Raw genomic sequence first — 16,424 nt, 5'->3', positions numbered from 1 at the left:
TCAAAGCTACTAAAGCGTATGCGTCGGGCGTTCGACGGCCGGACGCGACGGAGGAACTCACTCGTCTCGCTTCCAGTCGCCCGGTTCGACGGCGTAGTACTCTCCTTTGGCCTGTCGGGCGGTCGGCCACACGGTCACCAGCAGGATGCCGAGGTAGTACAGCACGACGGCGGCGACGACGGTAGTTCCGGCGATCCCTGGCACGGCCGCGGTTTCGAACCACGGCTCGCCCGAAACGAAGAACGTGATTCGAAACAGCCAGGCGACGAGCAAAATCGTCAACAGCGGAAAGTAAACCCGCTGTAACCGCCGGGTCATCGCCTCCCGGCCGGAGACCTTGAGGGTGGGCTTTCGGAGGTCGTCGGCGAGTTCACGCCGCCACTCCCGGTGGACCGATCCTTCCGGGTTGAACGCGTTCGCGAATACGTTCTCCTCGATCATTCGGACTCGCGAACGCGTCGCGTCGTACGCCCGATATCGCCTGACGTCGAACACGAGAAAGATCGTCAGCGCGAGCATGCCGATCAACAGGAAGTAGGGCGGACTGTCTTGCGAGGCGAACGACAGGGCGAGGACGGCGGCGATTACGCCGATGGCCCAGTCGATCGTGAGGTCGAGTCGACCGATCTGCGTCGACATCTGGCTCACCTCCCCGCGGTAGTAGTGTGGAAGCAGCGAGAGAAAGTCCGTCGACTTCTGTCCCGCGTCTGCAGCCACTTCACGGGCCGCTCTCGTTTCGGGGTCGAACGTCTCGTCGTCGTCCATGAACCTCTTACGCCGCCGACAGCAAAAGCGACTCGCAGCGATCCGCTTTCACGCCCCTCGAGCGCACCGCGCTCACTCCTCGTCTCGCGCGTCGGACGCTGGCGGCGTGACGCCGAGGCGGCCCTCGACGAACGCGGCGACGTCGGCGGCGAACGCCTCGACCTCGTCCCAGTCCGTGAACTCGACGTCGCTCGACGTGTCCACGTCCGGCATGGTACGTCTGGCGATCTGTTTCATGACCAGGCGCTTGAGAAAGCCGTACTCCGAGTAGCGCAACGCACCACCGAAGAGGCCGATCCGGTCGGGGTGCCACCCGGTGTCCTCGACGAACTCGTCGACGTAGCCGGCCGCCTGCGCCTGCCTCTCGTGTTTCTCGTCGGCGGACGACAGCGACACCTGGAAGAAGGCCGTCGGTTCCGCGGCCAGCACGTCGCGGTTCGACGTGACGAACTTGCGAACCGACGACTGGTGTCTGCCTGCATGGACCGACGCTCCGACGAGGATCGCGTCGACGTCGTCGATCGCGAGATCCGACGGACGCTCGCTGGCGTCGACGGCCGTGGCGTCGTGACCGCGCTTTGCGAGCGTTTCGACGATGCGATCGGCGACCTTCGCCGTCTGGCCTTCGCTGGAGCCGTAGCAGACGAGAAACGATAGCATGTGTCTGGATACGGCTACGACGTCAGCCCAGATAAACCGTCAGCCGCGCCACGATTGCGGGTCTCGAGAACGCACCCGGTTCGTCTCACTGCAACCGTTCTGCCCGCGCGTGGAACGACGACACGGCGTCGTACAGCGCGCGTCGCCGCGAGCCGTGCATGACGTAGTGGTCGCCGCCGTCGAGTTCCGTGTACACCGCCCGATCGCCTGCGACCTCGAGGTCGTCGTACAGCCGGGTCGCGTCCTCGCGACTCGAGATCACGTCGGCCGAGCCGCGAACGACCAGCGTCGGGACGTCGATCTCGCTCGCGTCGTAGGGAGGCGTCCCGTCACAGGCGTCCCGGACGTCCGCGAACGCACCCGTCTGGGCCACGTAGGCGTCCTCGCCGTCGATGCCCTGTCCCGACTCGACTTGCGTCCGCCACACCGCCTCGAACAGCTCCTCGTCGTCCTCGTCTCCCTTGCGATCCTCGACCGCCGCTCTCGTCTCGACGACGTACGCGTCGAGGTCCGGCTCGAGGCCCAGCGCTGCGAGGCCCGCTTCGAACTCGTAGGCCGGCAGGTAGACGGGCGCACACTGCGTCAGCGAGGCGAGGTCGGGATCGTTCTCGCTCGCGAAGACGCCACCGGTCATCGTCCCCCACGAGACGCCCACGAGGTGGACCGTCTCGTGTCGATCGGCGACGTACTCGTAGGCTGCCCTGACGTCCTGTTTCGCGTCGTTCGCACGTACCGGCGGGTCGTTCGCCTCCGGTGGCTCGTCGAACTCCGGCGGTCGCTCGCTGTCCCCGTACCCGCGGACGTCGAGTGCGAACGCGGCCCGCTCCTCGGCGGCGGCGTGGAGCCACGAGTACGAATCGTCACCGGGGACCGGCGGCGCGAACAGGGCGCGAGAACAGGTCAGCGCACCGTGGAGGAACACCACCGCCGCGTCGGGGTCCGGCGGTGACCGTTCCCAGAGGTTGAGTCGCGTTCCGTCGTCGGCCGTGATGTCGTGACTGTCCATGCCAACACGTCGCTCGCACGGACGATCAAACGACGGGTTGGCATTCGAACGTTCCGCGACTCGAGTCGCGAGCCGACGCGAGCGGTCGAATCGCCACCGGCCGTCGCTCGGGCGGACGAACGCAGGAGTTTTGACTCCTGGTACGCGTTCGAATGGCATGGAGATCGGGACGGCAGCAGTTTCTCGAGGAGAGTGCGCGACCGGCTACCTGGAGGTAGCCGACCTGCCGACGGGCGGGACGGAACGCCTGCCCGTGATCGTCGCTCGCGGTGAGCGCGCCGGGCCGACGCTGTGGATCACCGGCGGCGTCCACGGCAACGAGATGACGGGAATCGCGGCAGTACAGGACGTCCTCGCCGACGGCGTTCCCGACGGGCTCGCCGGCACCGTCGTCTGCGTTCCGACGTGCAACCCCGCGGGACTTCGTCGACTCGAGCGGACGTCGTACTACCACGACGACGATCCGAATCGGTTCTTCCCGGACTCGACGGCCGACCGGGTGCGCCCCCGGCGCGTCCAGGAACTGATCGACCGGCGGCTCTACGACGCCATCGTCGACTCCGCGGACGCACTGCTCGACTTCCACACCGCACAGGTCGGCTCGATGCCCTTCGTCATCCGGGATCGGGTCCTCTACGGCACCCAGCGCGACGAGGAGACGGCCCGGACACTCGCGGCGCGACTCGACTACCTCGCGCGTACGGTGGACCTTCCGCTCGTCACCGAGTATCCCACGGCGGAGTACGAAGACCGGAACCTCCACCGCTCGACTGCGGGGGCCGTCCTGAACGACGCCGGCATCCCCGCGCTAACGCTCGAGCTCGGCAGTTTCGACGTCGTCGAGGAGGAAAACCGGGCGGCAGGCGTCGCGGCCGCGTATCGAGCGATGGTCGGCCTGGGGATGCTCGAGGCGGTCCCCAGCCGGATCGACACGTCACACGAACTCGAGGCTCCGGTCGAGTTTCCGGTACGGCGGTACGTCGGCCCGCACGCGTCACGGTCGGGGTTCGTTCGCCACCAGGTCGCAGCCGGCGACGTGATCGCAGCCAGCGATCCCGTCGCGGACGTCGTCGACCCACACGGCGAGGTCCTCGAGACGCTCGAGAGCGAGCACGACGGCTACGTCCTCGGCCGACGGCCGCCAGTCGTCTACGAGAACGATCCCGTCGCGAGTATGGCAGTCCGCGACGAGGGGGAACTCGTGACAGCCCGCCAGTGAAACGACACCCTTAAAGGGAACACACTCGTCGTTTCTGATGCGGGACCGTGGGGTAGTGGTATCCTCTGCGGATGGGGTCCGTAGGACCCGAGTTCGACTCTCGGCGGTCCCATACAGATTCTCTACGTGTTCAACTCTTGGCCGTTCGTCTCCTCGAGACCGCCGCATTCGATTCTTGGTTTCGTGCTGCCGGACAACACGGTTCAGCCATCGATCGCACGCGAGACGCGGTCGTCGCTGACGACAGCCGTCGAGACGCGATCGAGTATGCACTGGCTGTTGTCAGATAGTCTCAGGACACCAGTTAGGAGAGAACGTGTGTCGTGGAATCGGCCAGAGGCTCATTGGATTCCGTAGTGAACGGTAAGTACAGGGCGTAGATTCGTCGTTCTACGATTGCAGTAATTGGAGGAACCGTTTTCCGTCACTTGCCAGGCCTTCGTACGGCCCCTGTGTGTACGTTTTCGGTACAATCGTCTGGTATGCTCTGTATCCCTCGCTAAGGAGGAGGTTCACCACGACCCAAAACGGCACGCCGTCGACACCACGCAACAGGATGCCGCCGAGGGCACAGACGATACTCCCGGTCACGAGCGGTCCACCGAGAATACCGATAGCCCGAACGAAAGTCGAGTCTACGCCACTCGACTGGCAGGTACCGTACCGAAAGAGACTCGAAATCCCGTCTATCCCGACGGTGAGTGAGAGCCGTCCGATGGTCGCTGTCTGACCGTCGGGGCTCCCGATCGTAATGTGTGCTCGTCCGCCCGTCAGCAGGATCGGCAGTGCATGCCCGAACTCGTGGCAGACCAGAAACCCGACCATCCCGACGGGAATCGCGAAGAACAGTATCAGAGCCGGTACGCTCTCCGCCATCGCTAGTCGTTCTTTTCTCGAAGCGGCCAATACGCGGCTAGTTCAACTGCTTCGAGCGGCCCGCTAACGATGGTGTTGGGGGCTGCAAGGAGAGCGACTAGCAGGCCGTCACCGTGTGGGCTGGATTCTGTTGACGTGATGATTAGTGATGATATAGATACATAATTAGCCGTTTCGGTTTGCGAAATCAGTCTCAGAGGTGCCTGAGAAGGTAAGTCCCCGCTAGAACGTCCAGAGCGGGAACCTGATTGCTCCCCCGCCTGCCAGGCAACCGACGACGTCCGGCGTGCGCTCGAGGATCGGACGATTCGGACGAACGGCGGTCACGCTACGGACGGTACTCAGCGCGGTCACTGTACTCGATCAGCGGGAAATCCTAAAAGAGACCGAGAACTTCGAGTACGACGTCGACCAACTTATCGACCCATCCGGTCTCTTCTCGATCCTCTTCCTCGGTGGAGCAGTCACCCGTCGAACATTGGTCTTTAGCTAAGCCTCAGCAGCCGGTTGGATGGTAGTAGCGAGCTGTTCTTGCAGGATTGGTCGTTGCCTGTGGATCTTCTGAGCGTCTTCGATCAGTCGTTGTAGCAGTGGCGGCGGTGAGTAGGCGAGATACTCTCTCAGTTCGCGGAGGATGAGCTGGGCGTGCGACCGAAAGGTCGCCGCCCAGCGTTCCGGCGGAAACACGATCCCATCATCAGCGTGCTCTATGACCAGACCGAGTAAATCACGACTCACGACCAAGGATAACAACGCTGCGTACAGCAGAATCTCTACGATGTGCTTCTTCGTCGTGTCGAACTCGTCCAGTTCGTACTGCGTCTTCAGTTCACGGAACAACAGCTCTACTTCCCATCTACATCGGTAGATCGTCGCTAGATCGGCCGGGAGAAACTCTTCCCGAGAAAGGTTCGTGATGTACAGATGGTAGTCGTCGGCGTCCTCGTTGCGGACGCCGACGACGCGGAACCGTTTCGTATCACGTGACTGCGTGCCCGCGTACTCTCGTCGGTCAAACTCGACCTCGACTTCCACGTCGATGTACTTCCGGGAGAGATCATCCACGATGTCGAAGATCTTCTCGCCTTCTAAGGGAATGGCGCGGCCGCGCCATTCCCGTAATTCCTCCGTTACAACCGGGTTCGCGCTCTTTTTCAGTCGGCTCACGAAGTAGCCGTCGTTCTCGTCGATCAACGCGAACCGCCGGTACTTGAAATAGGCGAGGTCGAAGATCGCTAGCCGTCCTTCCAGCCACGATCCTGTGTTAAACAACGTGCTGTCGTGCGTTTTCTCGTCTGTGACGTTGAAATGTTCGACTGTCTGGTCAGTGACGTTGTGGAGCAGGTGGAGCTTCGCTCCAGCCTGCTCCTCGTGACGTGCTTTGTACGCTTCAGAGAGCAACTCGTGCAACCGCAGGACGGTTCCATCAGCGACCATCACGTCCGAAACCGGTCGAACTCATCAGAGACGGTGTGAGGACAGCGACCTCGTCGAACCCGTATTCGACGAGGTCGCGGAGGTACTCTGCGAGCGTCGGAGTCAACCGCTGGTAGAAGCCGCCCGGAGAAAGTGACTCGTCAGCGGTAGAGTTGTAGGTACGTCTGAAGGCCGCAAGCGTTCGGCTTTCGCCTGCGGCGAAGCCGAACGCAAACGACCAGACAAGTGGCGGGAGCTGAAGCTTCCCCTCGCGCTCGACCACGCCGACGGCATCGGCGTGGTCTTCGAGCGCTTCAGAGGGAAGGAGGTTAGTGAGACGGCGTTCAATGTGACGTGAGGAGGTTTCGGTGTGCACAGCTGTCACCTCCTCATTCCTTCCGAAAAGCAACTCCGATAAGCCGCCGCTGTCATGCGGTTCTTGGCTTAGCTAAAGACGGATGCCCGTCGAACTTGCCATCTACCGAATGGTACGTCAACACACACTTAAAAGATCGGGTAGAACGGTCAGTGCACACGGACACGAACCACGAGATCGGAGGTGAGCGATGGCCGCCTCGTCGAGTCTGTCGAGTACGCGATCGAGAGTTTCGTCGGCTGTAGCCAGCACGTGATGGGTCTGGCCGATCGAATCGCCGATCCTAATCACCCGTGAGGTCGGTAGACCTTCCCGTTACCAGGCTGGTCGTCGCGGCATCCGCATCGGCAACGTACTCGAGCATCGTGCGCTTGATCTCGACGGGCGTGCCGTTGCCGAACGTCGCGTCGTGCCACGAGCTGCGCTCGAGGTCGAGCCGACGCTTCTCGGCCGCGAGTTCTTCTAATACGGTCTTGCTGTCCCGCTTTGCCGTAGCGACCGCCCGACGGGACGCGGTCGCTGCGGGACGGGCGTACAGCGGTCTGTATGAACCGAGAGGGTCCGCCGCTGGCTTCGAATACGGATCGCGTGTAGTCCCACGTCAGCTACGGTGGACAGCGGACGGGAGCGACGCGCCGTGGAGAACGTTTCTCTCGAGTCGACACTCACGCATCAGCGAACGCGAAAGACGGTCGTCTTTCGTCGCCGTCTCGCGCGACCACAGGTTGAATACGACAGCACTCGTAGCGACGACGGATCGCATGACGAGCGCGGGGATACTCACCGTCGGCGACGAACTCCTCGCCGGCGAGGTAGAAAACAGCAACGCGACGTGGCTCGCCGACCGGCTGACCGACAGCGGCGTCGCTGTCGCTGAAATTCGGGTGGTTCCCGACGAGCAGGCGTCGATCGAGACGGCCGTCGCCGAATTCGCCACCCGGTTCGATCACGTCGTCGTCACCGGCGGACTGGGATCGACGCCCGACGACGTGACCCTCGAGGGAGTCGCCGCGGCGCTCGAGCGGCCACTCGAGGAAAACACGGTCGCTCGTGCAGACGTCGCGGAGACGGTCCGCGAGATCGAAGCGAAGTACCCCGAGTTCGAGTTCGATCTAGAGCGGGCGGCCCGGTTCCCGGCCGGCGGGCGACCGATCCCGAACGACGAGGGGATCATGCCCGGCTGTGCCGTCGAGAACGTCGTCGTGCTGCCGGGAATTCCGTCGGAGATGAAAGCTGTCTTCGAGCGCGTCGAGGGGGAGTTCTCGGGCGACGTCACCTCGCGGACGGTCGTCGCGTACGCCCCGGAGAGCAACCTGAATCCACTGCTGGTCGAACTCCGGGAACGGTTCGACGTCCGGGTTGGCTGTTACCCCGAGGGCGAACGCAAGCGAATCAAGGTCTCTGCGCCGGGTCGCGATCGGGTTGCGTGGGCCTACGAGTGGTTGCGAACGCGTCCCGAAGTGCGAGAGTGAGACGGGCTGCTGTCCCCGTGTTCCGGGGCACCCTCGTGGTCGCGGGTGCGCCGGAACCGACGGACGGAAGTCCGTACGACGGTCGGAACTCGCGGCGTCGGGCCGCAAGGGATTAAGTACCACCGGAAATAGTGGGGGATATGGTCACGTTTCTCTCCGGGGGCACTGGGACGCCGAAGATGCTGGACGGCGCCGCCGTCGCGTTCTCACCGGAGGAGATCACGGTCGTCGCGAACACCGGCGACGACGTCGAGATCGGCGGACTGTTCGTCTCGCCGGACGTCGACACGCTGCTGTTCCAGGGTGGTGGCGTTCTCGACCGCGAGAAGTGGTGGGGGATCGACGGCGACACCCACCGGACGCACACCGCACTGCGGAACGTCGCGTCGGCGGCAGGGCTTCCCGACGGGCCACAGTACCTCGACGAGGAGTTGCAGACCGTCGGACGGGAGATCGCTCGCTGGCGGCGCTTCTCGGGGGTCGCCGAGTTCATGACGATCGGCGACCGGGATCGCGCCGTCCACGTCACGCGAACGAGTCTCCTCGATCAGGGCGAGACGCTGAGCGCAGTCACCGCGACGCTCGCGGACGCGTTCGGGCTGACGATCGACGTCGTGCCGATGAGCGACGACCCCGTCGCCAGTCTCGTTCATACCGACGAGGGAATGATGCACTTCCAGGAGTTCTGGGTCGGACGCGGCGGCGAACCAGCGGTCGAAAACGTCGAGTTCCGCGGGTCGTCGAAGGCCGAACCCGCACCGGGCGTCCTCGAGTCGCTCGAGGACACCGTCATCGTCGGGCCGTCGAATCCCATCACGAGCATCGGCCCGATGCTCTCGTTGCCGGGCGTCGGCGACGCGCTCCACGATACGACGGTCGTCGCGGTCTCGCCGTTTCTCGGCGACGAACCGTTCTCCGGACCGGCCGCCGACCTCATGGACGCGGTCGGTGCGGAGCCAGGCACCCGTGGACTCGTGGCCGCGTACCCTTTCGCCGACGCGTTCGTCGTCGACGAGAACGACGACGTGGCGTTCGACCGACCGACAATTCGAACCGACATCAGGATCGACGGCCGAGAGGACGCCGCACGGGTCGTCCGCGCCGCGACCGAAGCGATCGAACTGGTCTCGTAATCGATGTTCACGCCACCACTCGCACTGGCGAGTCTGAGCGGTCGATCCGACGCCGCGTGGGCACGCGCCGGGGCCGATCACGCCGGCGCAGCCTTCCTCGGCGGCATCGCGCTCGACGACGACGCTCGAGACGCCGCCAGACGGATGGTCGACCGCGGCCGAGAGGAGTTCCTTCCGCCCGATCCGCTCGCGTTCGTCGACCGACAGCTCGCCGCCCTCGAGGACGTCCCCATCGTATCCGGGGTCAACGTCCGGAGCGCGACGCTCGAGCCGATCGGACCGGTCGCCGAGTGCTGTCGCGACCACGGGGCGTTGCTCGAGATAAACGCTCACTGTCGACAGGACGAACTCTGTGCCGTCGGCTGTGGCGAGACGCTCCTCCGGGACGGCTCCCGGCTCTGTGAGTACGTCGCGACGGCGGCCGAGACGGGCGCGACCGTCGGCACGAAAGTCCGGGCCGAAGTGCCGGGCGTCGACCTCCCGGAACTGGCCGCCGACCTCGAGGCCGCGGGCGCGTCGTTCGTCCACGTCGACGCGATGGACACGGAGTCCGTGATCGAAGACGTCGCCGCGGCGACGAACCTGTTCGTGATCGCCAACAACGGCGTTCGCGACGAGGCGACGGTGCGGGAGTACGTCGAGTACGGCGCGGACGCGGTGAGCATCGGTCGGCCGAGCGACGATCCAGTCGTCCGCCGGCGCGTTCGCGAGGCCGTCGATCGGCAGCTGGCGCTCGAGACGGGTCCGTTCTCGGACGACGGGCGGTGAACGCGCTCGTGGTTCGACGGCTGGCCGAGCCGGTGCGACCACCAGTGATCGATCAAAATACTTTCCTGTAACAGACACATACTTTTGTCGATGAATCGGCCGTCCCTCCACGACAGTTTCGCGGTCGCGCTCGCGCTCGCCGTCGTCCTCGCCGGCTGCTCGGCACTCGAACCGGACCCGACCAGAGAAGATCGGGCAGTCGCCGCCCTCGAGCAGTCACAGGACCGACTCGAAGCGGTCGAATCGTACCGAACCAGCGGCACGATTCGTGTCGTCGCCAGCGCCAACGACCGGACCGAGCAGATGACGGTCGAGCACAGAAGCGTCGTCGACGTCGACGAACGGAAGATGCGGACGAACTCGACCGCCGACGGGGAGACGACGCAATCGTTCCTCGTCGACCGAACGACCTACCAGCAGTGCCCTCGCCCCTGGGGCGGCTGGGCGGTCGAGGAGGCAGAAAGCGACGGCAACTGGCTCGACCTGACGCCCGCGGCGTCACAGCTCTCGTTGCTCGAGGAGGGGTCGCTCACCTGGAACGGGACCGGGACCGTCGACGGACGCGAAGCGGTCCGTCTCGTCGGTCACCCGCCGGCGAGTGCGCTCGACGAGGAGCAGGCCGGGGGCGGGTCGATCCCCGGCCTCGGCGGGCCGAACGTCGAGGACGTGACGGTCGAACTCTGGATCGATCGGGAGACGGACCTGCCGCTCGAGTCGACGCTCGAGTTCGAGGTCACGGGCGGCGACGGATCGGCCCACGCGTCGTCGACGACCCGGTACGCCGAGTACGACGAACCGGTGTCGATCGAACTTCCCTACGACGAGATCGAGAATACGTACGAACTCGGCTGCCCTGGATCCTGACGCCGGTCGATAGTGTGCTACCGGTGACGGCCGCCGTCATCGATCACTGCTAAACCCCCTCGGCGCACATCATCGGGTATGCGCAGCCCCGACCAGAACGCAGAACTGGCGCTCTTGCTCGAGGTCGCCGGCACGCCCAAACCGGGGAACGTCGACCGCCACCGCGACCTCGAAGACCTGCGATTCGAACACTTCCTCGCGGGTGCCGTCGGTGCACGGAACGGTCTTCGGATGGCAGCCAGCGGTGCCTCGGTCGGCCCGGCGTTCGAGCGAAGCGTCGAGGAGATGGCCGACCAGGGCGGCGGCAACACGCAGTTCGGCGCGCTCCTGTTGCTCGTCCCGCTCGTCTGTGCCGCACGCGAGGATCTCTCCCAGCCCGTCCTCGAGTCGGTCGTCGAGGAGACGACGGTCGCCGACGCCGCGTCGTTCTACCGCGCGTTCGAACACGTGGACGTCTTCGTCTCCGATCCGCCAGAGGACATGGCACCGCTGGACGTGCGCCGCGGGAGCGATGCGATTCCGGCTCTCGAGGAGCGCGGACTGACGCTGCTCGACGTGATGGACCGCAGCGTCCCCGGTGACGACGTCGCTCGCGAGTGGGTAAGCGGCTTCGAGCGGTCGTTCGCCGCGGCCGAGCGGATCGCCGCGGCCGACGGCCCGTTACCGGACCGTGCCGCCGAGACGTTCCTCTCGTTGCTCGCCGACCGGCCGGACACGCTCGTCGTCAAGCGTCGCGGCGAAGCCGTCGCACGGGAGGTGACGGAACGGGCCGCCGAACTCGTAGACGCCGACGCGTTCGCGACCGACCGTGAGGCCGTCGAACGGTTCGCCGACGACCTCGTCGCGCGCGGGATCAATCCAGGGACGACGGCAGACCTCACCGCTGCCGGACTGTTCATCGCTCTAGAGCGCGAAGCCGTCGACGTATGAGCGAGCATTCCGGCGGCGAGGACGAGACGGCGACGTGGCCCGTCGATCTCCACGGCGTCACGGAGTCGATCGTGACGACGCTCGGGCCGAACGACCGCTGGAACGTCGCGGCGCTCGGCCTGTTCGCCGACGATCCCGTTACCGCCCGAACCTGGGGAAACACCCGCACTCGCCGCAACTTCCACCGGCAGGGCGGCGGCTACGTCCAGTTTACCAGCGATCCCGTCGACTTCGTCGACGCCGCCCTGTCGATCACCGAGCGCGACGATCCCGTCCTCGAGTCCGCCGACGCCTGGGTGCGCGTCGCCGCCGACCAGGTCGACGAGGGTACCGAGGACGGGACGCGATGGGAGGCCTGGGTACTCCGACCGCTCGAGTCGACGGTCCGCGACCGGCGAGTGCCGACGATCAACCGGGGGTTCAGTGCCGTGATCGAGGCGACGGTCGCCGCGTCTCGACTCGAAGTGGCCGGCTACGACGACGCGACGCTTCGCGATCGACTCGAGTACGCCGCGTCGGTCGTCGATCGGGCGGGCGGGCCGCGAGAGCGGGAGGCGATCGAGCGTGTTCGACAGTACTCCTCGTGGTAACCGGCCAATTCCCTGGTAGCGGGCGGCCGAAACCGGCGACGCAACGGTCGCGACCTGGACTTGCGACGGCGTACCTCAACCCTTTTATTATCGCTGTTCTTTGACTCGGACATGAGCGAAGACGAGGGCACGAACCAGACCGCCCAGGGTGTCTCGTCCGCGGACGAAGCCGACGAGACCGACGCCGAGGACGCTCCATCGGCGCCCGAAACCGAGCGGGATGAGGACGGTGACGCCGAACGTACTCCCGAGACGAGCGAGGACGTCCAGCAGATCCTCGATCGCGTCACCGAGTACGACGACGAACTCGCCCACGACGTCAACTCGATCGTCGAGACGGCGCGGGAACTCAACGAGACGGTCCAGGCCCAGCGAGCCGAACTCGAGGACCTCCGCGAACGGATCGAAGAGCAAGCCGAGACGATCGGCAACCTCCAGGACGAACTCGACGACCGCGAGCAGGAACTCGAGGAGAAAGACGAACGGGTCGACGAGCTCGAAAGCGCCGTCAAACGGACGCAGGCGGACTTCCAGAACTACAAGAAGCGCGCGAAAAAGCGCCAGAAACAGCTCGAAGAGCGCGCGACCGAGGATCTGGTCACGCGACTCGTCAGCGTCCGCGACGACCTGAAACGCGCACTCGAGGAGGAAAGCGGCGACGTCGAGGGGCTTCGCGACGGCGTCGAGATGACCCTCCGGGAGTTCGATCGCGTCCTCGACGAGGAGAACGTCGAGGAGATCGACCCCGAACCCGGGACCGAGGTCGACCCCCAGCGCCACGAGGTGATGGTTACGGTCGACAGCGCGCTGCCAGAGGGAACGATCGACGAGGTGTACACGTCCGGCTACGAGATGGGCGAGAAGGTCATCCAGAACGCACAGGTGACCGTGAGCAACGGCGAACTCGAGGACGAAGACGAGTTGGCGTCCGAAGAGGGAGACGACGAGTCCGAGGCCGGCGACGAGGACGACGCGATCGAACTCGAGGGCGACGTCGACGCGGACGACCGCGAAGACGAACCCGCTGACGAGTAACGTCGCGGAACACGTACGTTTGAAGACTTCTCGAGACCGATAACGTCCACAGCAGCGGCTGCCACGTTCGCTCGGACGTGAATTTAATTCGTCACCTCGACCCGTGTAGCAACCTTTAAAACAAAGTGCGCATAACTACCTCCAAGATGGCGAGCAACAAGATCCTCGGTATCGACCTCGGGACGACGAACAGCGCTTTCGCCGTCATGGAAGGCGGCGATCCGGAAATCATCGTAAACGCCGAGGGTGAGCGAACGACGCCCTCGGTCGTCGCCTTCACCGACGACGACGAGCGACTCGTCGGGAAGCCGGCGAAGAATCAGGCGATCCAGAACCCGGAGCGGACGATCGCCTCGATCAAGCGTCACATGGGGGAAGACGACTACACCGTCGAGATCGAGGGCGAGGAGTACACGCCCCAGCAGATCTCGGCGATGATCCTCCAGAAGATCAAACGCGACGCCGAAGACTACCTGGGTGACGAAGTCGAGAAGGCTGTCATCACGGTCCCGGCGTACTTCTCCGATCGCCAGCGCCAGGCGACCAAAGACGCCGGCGAGATCGCCGGCTTCGAGGTCGAACGGATCATCAACGAACCCACCGCCGCGTCGATGGCCTACGGACTCGACGACGAGTCCGACCAGACGGTGCTCGTCTACGACCTCGGCGGTGGCACCTTCGACGTCTCCATCCTGGATCTGGGTGGCGGCGTCTACGAGGTCGTCGCCACAAACGGTGACAACGACCTCGGCGGGGACGACTGGGACCACGCCATCATCGACTGGCTCGCCGACAACTTCGAGGACGAACACGGCATCGACCTCCGCGAGGACCGCCAGGCCCTCCAGCGGCTCAAAGACGCCGCCGAGGAGGCCAAGATCGAACTCTCCTCGCGCAAGGAGACCGAGATCAACCTGCCCTTTATCACGGCGACCGACGACGGCCCGATCCACCTGGAAGAGTCGCTGACCCGTGCCAAGTTCGAGTCACTCACGCAGGACCTGATCGACCGCACCGTCGAACCCACCGAGCAGGCACTCGAGGACGCAGGCTACAGCAAAGACGACATCGACGAAGTCCTCCTGGTCGGCGGGTCGACCCGGATGCCCCAGGTCTCCGAGAAGGTCGAGGAACTCATCGGCGAGGAGCCCCAGAAGAACGTCAACCCCGACGAGGCCGTCGCGCTGGGCGCGGCGATCCAGGGCGGCGTCCTCGGCGGCGAGGTCGACGACATCGTCCTGCTCGACGTCACGCCGCTTTCGCTCGGTATCGAAGTCAAAGGTGGCCTCTTCGAGCGCCTCATCGAGAAGAACACCACGATCCCGACCGAGGAGTCGAAGATCTTCACCACCGCCGCGGACAACCAGACCTCCGTGCAGGTGCGGGTCTTCCAGGGTGAGCGTGAACTCGCCGAGAAGAACGAACTGCTCGGCGAGTTCCACCTGACCGGCATCCCGCCGGCACCCGCCGGAACCCCCCAGATCGAGGTCACGTTCTCGATCGACGAGAACGGCATCGTCAACGTCTCCGCCGAGGACAAAGGGACCGGCACGACCGAGGAGATCACGATCGAGGGCGGTGCTGGCCTCTCGGACGCCGAGATCGACCGCATGCAGCGCGAGGCCGAAGAACACGCCGAGGAGGACAAGCAGCGCCGCGAACGCATCGAAGCCCGTAACACCGCCGAGGCGACGATCCAGCGCGCCGAGACCCTCCTCGAGGAGAACGACGAGGTCGACGACGACCTGCGCTCGAGCATCGAGGACGCGGTCGAAGACCTGGAGGAGACGATCGACGACACCGACGCCGGCGCAGAAGAGATCGAGGCCGCGACCGAAGAGCTGAGCAAAGAGCTCCAGGAGATCGGCAAGCAGATCTACCAGGGTGCCGCCGCCGGCGCGGGCGGTGCCGGCGCAGGTGCCGGCGCTGGTCCCGGTGGAATGGGCGGCGGTCCGAATCCCGGCCCCGAGGACGCTGCCGGTGAGGGCGAGGAGTTCGTCGACGCCGACTTCGAAGACGTAGACGACGACGAGCAGTAGCGACCCACTGCATCACGTAGCCGACACGTAACCGTCTGTTGACCGTTCCGTTCTCCGCCTCGACTCGAGGCGCGTTTTTCAAGTGTCTCAACACAGTATCGGTGTACAACGAATGAGCGAGGACTTCTACGACGTGCTCGGTGTGAGTCGGGACGCGTCTACCGAGGAGATCAAACAGGCCTACCGAAAGAAAGCAACCGAGTACCATCCGGACGTCAGCGACGATCCGGACGCTGAAGAGAAGTTCAAGAAGATCCAGAAGGCGAAGAAGATCCTGACCGACGAGGAAAAGCGGGAAGCCTACGACCGGATGGGCCACGACCGGTTCGAACAGGCCGAAAAACACGGCTTCGACGCCGGTGCCGGAGGCATGGGTGGCGACCCGTTCGGTGGCATGGGCGGCGCCGGGGGCATGGGCGGCGGCCTCGGTGACATCTTCGAGCAGTTCTTCGGCGGCGGTGGCCGCGGTCGCGACCGTCCGCGCAAGGGTCAGGACCTCCGGACCGCCCTGAAGATCGGCCTCGAGGAGGCCTACGAGGGCGTCGAAAAGCAGTTCACGATCGAACGGCCCGAGGAGTGTGAGGAGTGTGACGGCGCCGGTCATCCGCCGGAGGCCGACGCGCGGACCTGTCCCGAGTGCCAGGGTCGCGGGCAGGTCACGCAGGTCCAGCAGACGCCGCTCGGTCGCGTCCAGCAGACGACGACCTGTCCCCGCTGTGAGGGCGAGGGGACGCTGTACTCCGAGACCTGCAGCGAGTGTCACGGCGAGGGATACGTCCGCCAGGAGGCGACGCTGTCTGTCGAGGTGCCAGCGGGCATCCGCGACGGCCAGACCCTTCGGATGGAAAGCGAGGGTGCGCCGAGTCCAAACGGCGGACCCAACGGCGATCTGCTGATCGACATCTCGATCGCAGAGCACGAGGAGTTCGAACGCGACGGCGACGACCTCCGGTACCGGCTGCCGATCTCGTTCCCGCAGGCGACGTTCGGCGACACCGTCGAAGTGCCCACGCTCGACGGCCCGGTCGAACTCGAGATTCCCGAGGGGACCCAGAGCGGCGAGACGTTCCACCTCGAGGAGAAGGGAATGCCTCGCCTCCAGCGGCGGGGCTACGGCGACCTCTACGTGCAGGTACAGGTCGTCACCCCCGAGAGCCTGAACGCGGAACAGCGCGAGGCCCTCGAGGCGTTCGCCGAGGCCGGCGGCGAGGAGATCGACGTCGAGCAGGGCTTCTTCGAGCGACTCAAGTCGAGTTTCTGATCGGCGTCCTTTTG

14 protein-coding genes, 1 tRNA gene and 2 pseudogenes are annotated in these 16,424 nt (G+C 65.1%); 11 read left to right on the top strand and 6 right to left on the bottom strand.

Going from position 1 to position 16,424, the window contains the following annotated elements:
- Positions 1-57: 57 nt before the first annotated feature.
- The 3 genes from MU558_RS18350 to MU558_RS18340 all read right to left on the bottom strand — a co-directional run bounded on the left by MU558_RS18350 (position 58) and on the right by MU558_RS18340 (position 2,431).
- A complete protein-coding gene (locus MU558_RS18350; RefSeq protein ID WP_246970544.1) occupies positions 58-765 on the bottom strand; it encodes a DUF2270 domain-containing protein in 708 nt (235 codons plus the stop codon).
- Positions 766-837: 72 nt separating this feature from the next.
- A complete protein-coding gene (locus MU558_RS18345; RefSeq protein WP_246970542.1) occupies positions 838-1,425 on the bottom strand; it encodes a flavodoxin domain-containing protein in 588 nt (195 codons plus the stop codon).
- 85 nt (positions 1,426-1,510) lie between these two features.
- Complete coding sequence (locus tag MU558_RS18340; RefSeq protein ID WP_246970539.1) at positions 1,511-2,431, bottom strand: alpha/beta fold hydrolase; 921 nt, start codon at positions 2,429-2,431, stop codon at positions 1,511-1,513.
- Between the two features lie 157 nt (positions 2,432-2,588).
- Between MU558_RS18340 and MU558_RS18335 the strand changes: the two genes are divergently transcribed.
- Positions 2,589-3,650 (top strand): succinylglutamate desuccinylase/aspartoacylase family protein, encoded by a 1,062-nt coding sequence (locus MU558_RS18335; protein ID WP_246970537.1) that lies wholly within the window; start codon positions 2,589-2,591, stop codon positions 3,648-3,650.
- Between the two features lie 41 nt (positions 3,651-3,691).
- Positions 3,692-3,762, top strand: a tRNA-Pro gene (locus MU558_RS18330).
- 278 nt (positions 3,763-4,040) lie between these two features.
- On the opposite strand, the gene MU558_RS18325 is transcribed toward MU558_RS18330, so the two are convergent.
- The 3 genes and pseudogenes from MU558_RS18325 to MU558_RS23555 all read right to left on the bottom strand — a co-directional run.
- On the bottom strand, positions 4,041-4,526 hold the full coding sequence (locus tag MU558_RS18325; protein ID WP_246970534.1) for a hypothetical protein: 486 nt from the start codon (positions 4,524-4,526) through the stop codon (positions 4,041-4,043).
- A 489-nt stretch (positions 4,527-5,015) separates the two neighbouring features.
- A pseudogene (locus tag MU558_RS18320) lies at positions 5,016-6,318 on the bottom strand (IS4 family transposase).
- 293 nt (positions 6,319-6,611) lie between these two features.
- Positions 6,612-6,790 (bottom strand): annotated as a pseudogene (locus tag MU558_RS23555) (PD-(D/E)XK family putative nuclease); the annotation flags it as partial.
- A gap of 289 nt (positions 6,791-7,079) precedes the next feature.
- On the opposite strand from MU558_RS23555, the gene MU558_RS18310 reads away from it, so the two are divergent.
- From MU558_RS18310 to dnaJ, 9 genes are all read left to right on the top strand, one after another.
- Positions 7,080-7,790: a competence/damage-inducible protein A gene (locus MU558_RS18310; protein WP_246970531.1), complete on the top strand. Its 711-nt coding sequence runs from the start codon at positions 7,080-7,082 to the stop codon at positions 7,788-7,790.
- Positions 7,791-7,930: 140 nt separating this feature from the next.
- Complete coding sequence (gene cofD / locus MU558_RS18305) at positions 7,931-8,923, top strand: 2-phospho-L-lactate transferase (protein ID WP_246970529.1); 993 nt, start codon at positions 7,931-7,933, stop codon at positions 8,921-8,923.
- Positions 8,924-8,926: 3 nt separating this feature from the next.
- Complete coding sequence (locus MU558_RS18300; protein WP_246970527.1) at positions 8,927-9,691, top strand: beta/alpha barrel domain-containing protein; 765 nt, start codon at positions 8,927-8,929, stop codon at positions 9,689-9,691.
- 90 nt (positions 9,692-9,781) lie between these two features.
- Positions 9,782-10,555: a hypothetical protein gene (locus MU558_RS18295; RefSeq protein WP_246970525.1), complete on the top strand. Its 774-nt coding sequence runs from the start codon at positions 9,782-9,784 to the stop codon at positions 10,553-10,555.
- A 78-nt stretch (positions 10,556-10,633) separates the two neighbouring features.
- A complete protein-coding gene (locus MU558_RS18290; RefSeq protein WP_246970523.1) occupies positions 10,634-11,485 on the top strand; it encodes a triphosphoribosyl-dephospho-CoA synthase in 852 nt (283 codons plus the stop codon).
- Positions 11,482-12,075, top strand: coding sequence for a DUF447 domain-containing protein (locus tag MU558_RS18285; protein WP_246970521.1), 594 nt, complete (start codon positions 11,482-11,484; stop codon positions 12,073-12,075). The genes MU558_RS18290 and MU558_RS18285 overlap by 4 nt, the downstream gene beginning before the upstream one ends.
- A 111-nt stretch (positions 12,076-12,186) precedes the next feature.
- Entirely contained in the window at positions 12,187-13,110 is a 924-nt protein-coding gene (locus MU558_RS18280) for a nucleotide exchange factor GrpE (RefSeq protein WP_246970519.1), read from the top strand.
- Positions 13,111-13,256: 146 nt separating this feature from the next.
- Positions 13,257-15,149, top strand: coding sequence for a molecular chaperone DnaK (gene dnaK, locus MU558_RS18275; RefSeq protein ID WP_246970517.1), 1,893 nt, complete (start codon positions 13,257-13,259; stop codon positions 15,147-15,149).
- Positions 15,150-15,261: 112 nt separating this feature from the next.
- Positions 15,262-16,410 (top strand): molecular chaperone DnaJ, encoded by a 1,149-nt coding sequence (gene dnaJ, locus MU558_RS18270; RefSeq protein ID WP_246970514.1) that lies wholly within the window; start codon positions 15,262-15,264, stop codon positions 16,408-16,410.
- Positions 16,411-16,424 lie beyond the last annotated feature (14 nt).

The sequence above is a fragment of the Natribaculum luteum genome (assembly GCF_023008545.1).
Taxonomy (GTDB): Archaea; Halobacteriota; Halobacteria; order Halobacteriales; family Natrialbaceae; genus Natribaculum; species Natribaculum luteum.
This window is presented reverse-complemented; position numbering and strand designations above follow the sequence as displayed.

Excerpts from the sequence above, each read along its gene's own strand:
- MU558_RS18280 (WP_246970519.1), top strand. The coding sequence starts at position 12,187 with ATGAGCGAAGACGAGGGCACGAACCAGACCGCCCAGGGTGTCTCGTCC.
- MU558_RS18290 (WP_246970523.1), top strand. The coding sequence starts at position 10,634 with ATGCGCAGCCCCGACCAGAACGCAGAACTGGCGCTCTTGCTCGAGGTC.
- MU558_RS18340 (WP_246970539.1), bottom strand. The coding sequence starts at position 2,431 with ATGGACAGTCACGACATCACGGCCGACGACGGAACGCGACTCAACCTC.
- MU558_RS18325 (WP_246970534.1), bottom strand. The coding sequence starts at position 4,526 with ATGGCGGAGAGCGTACCGGCTCTGATACTGTTCTTCGCGATTCCCGTC.
- MU558_RS18285 (WP_246970521.1), top strand. The coding sequence starts at position 11,482 with ATGAGCGAGCATTCCGGCGGCGAGGACGAGACGGCGACGTGGCCCGTC.
- MU558_RS18335 (WP_246970537.1), top strand. The coding sequence starts at position 2,589 with ATGGAGATCGGGACGGCAGCAGTTTCTCGAGGAGAGTGCGCGACCGGC.
- MU558_RS18310 (WP_246970531.1), top strand. The coding sequence starts at position 7,080 with ATGACGAGCGCGGGGATACTCACCGTCGGCGACGAACTCCTCGCCGGC.
- MU558_RS18350 (WP_246970544.1), bottom strand. The coding sequence starts at position 765 with ATGGACGACGACGAGACGTTCGACCCCGAAACGAGAGCGGCCCGTGAA.
- MU558_RS18295 (WP_246970525.1), top strand. The coding sequence starts at position 9,782 with ATGAATCGGCCGTCCCTCCACGACAGTTTCGCGGTCGCGCTCGCGCTC.
- MU558_RS18300 (WP_246970527.1), top strand. The coding sequence starts at position 8,927 with ATGTTCACGCCACCACTCGCACTGGCGAGTCTGAGCGGTCGATCCGAC.
- cofD (WP_246970529.1), top strand. The coding sequence starts at position 7,931 with ATGGTCACGTTTCTCTCCGGGGGCACTGGGACGCCGAAGATGCTGGAC.
- dnaJ (WP_246970514.1), top strand. The coding sequence starts at position 15,262 with ATGAGCGAGGACTTCTACGACGTGCTCGGTGTGAGTCGGGACGCGTCT.
- MU558_RS18345 (WP_246970542.1), bottom strand. The coding sequence starts at position 1,425 with ATGCTATCGTTTCTCGTCTGCTACGGCTCCAGCGAAGGCCAGACGGCG.
- dnaK (WP_246970517.1), top strand. The coding sequence starts at position 13,257 with ATGGCGAGCAACAAGATCCTCGGTATCGACCTCGGGACGACGAACAGC.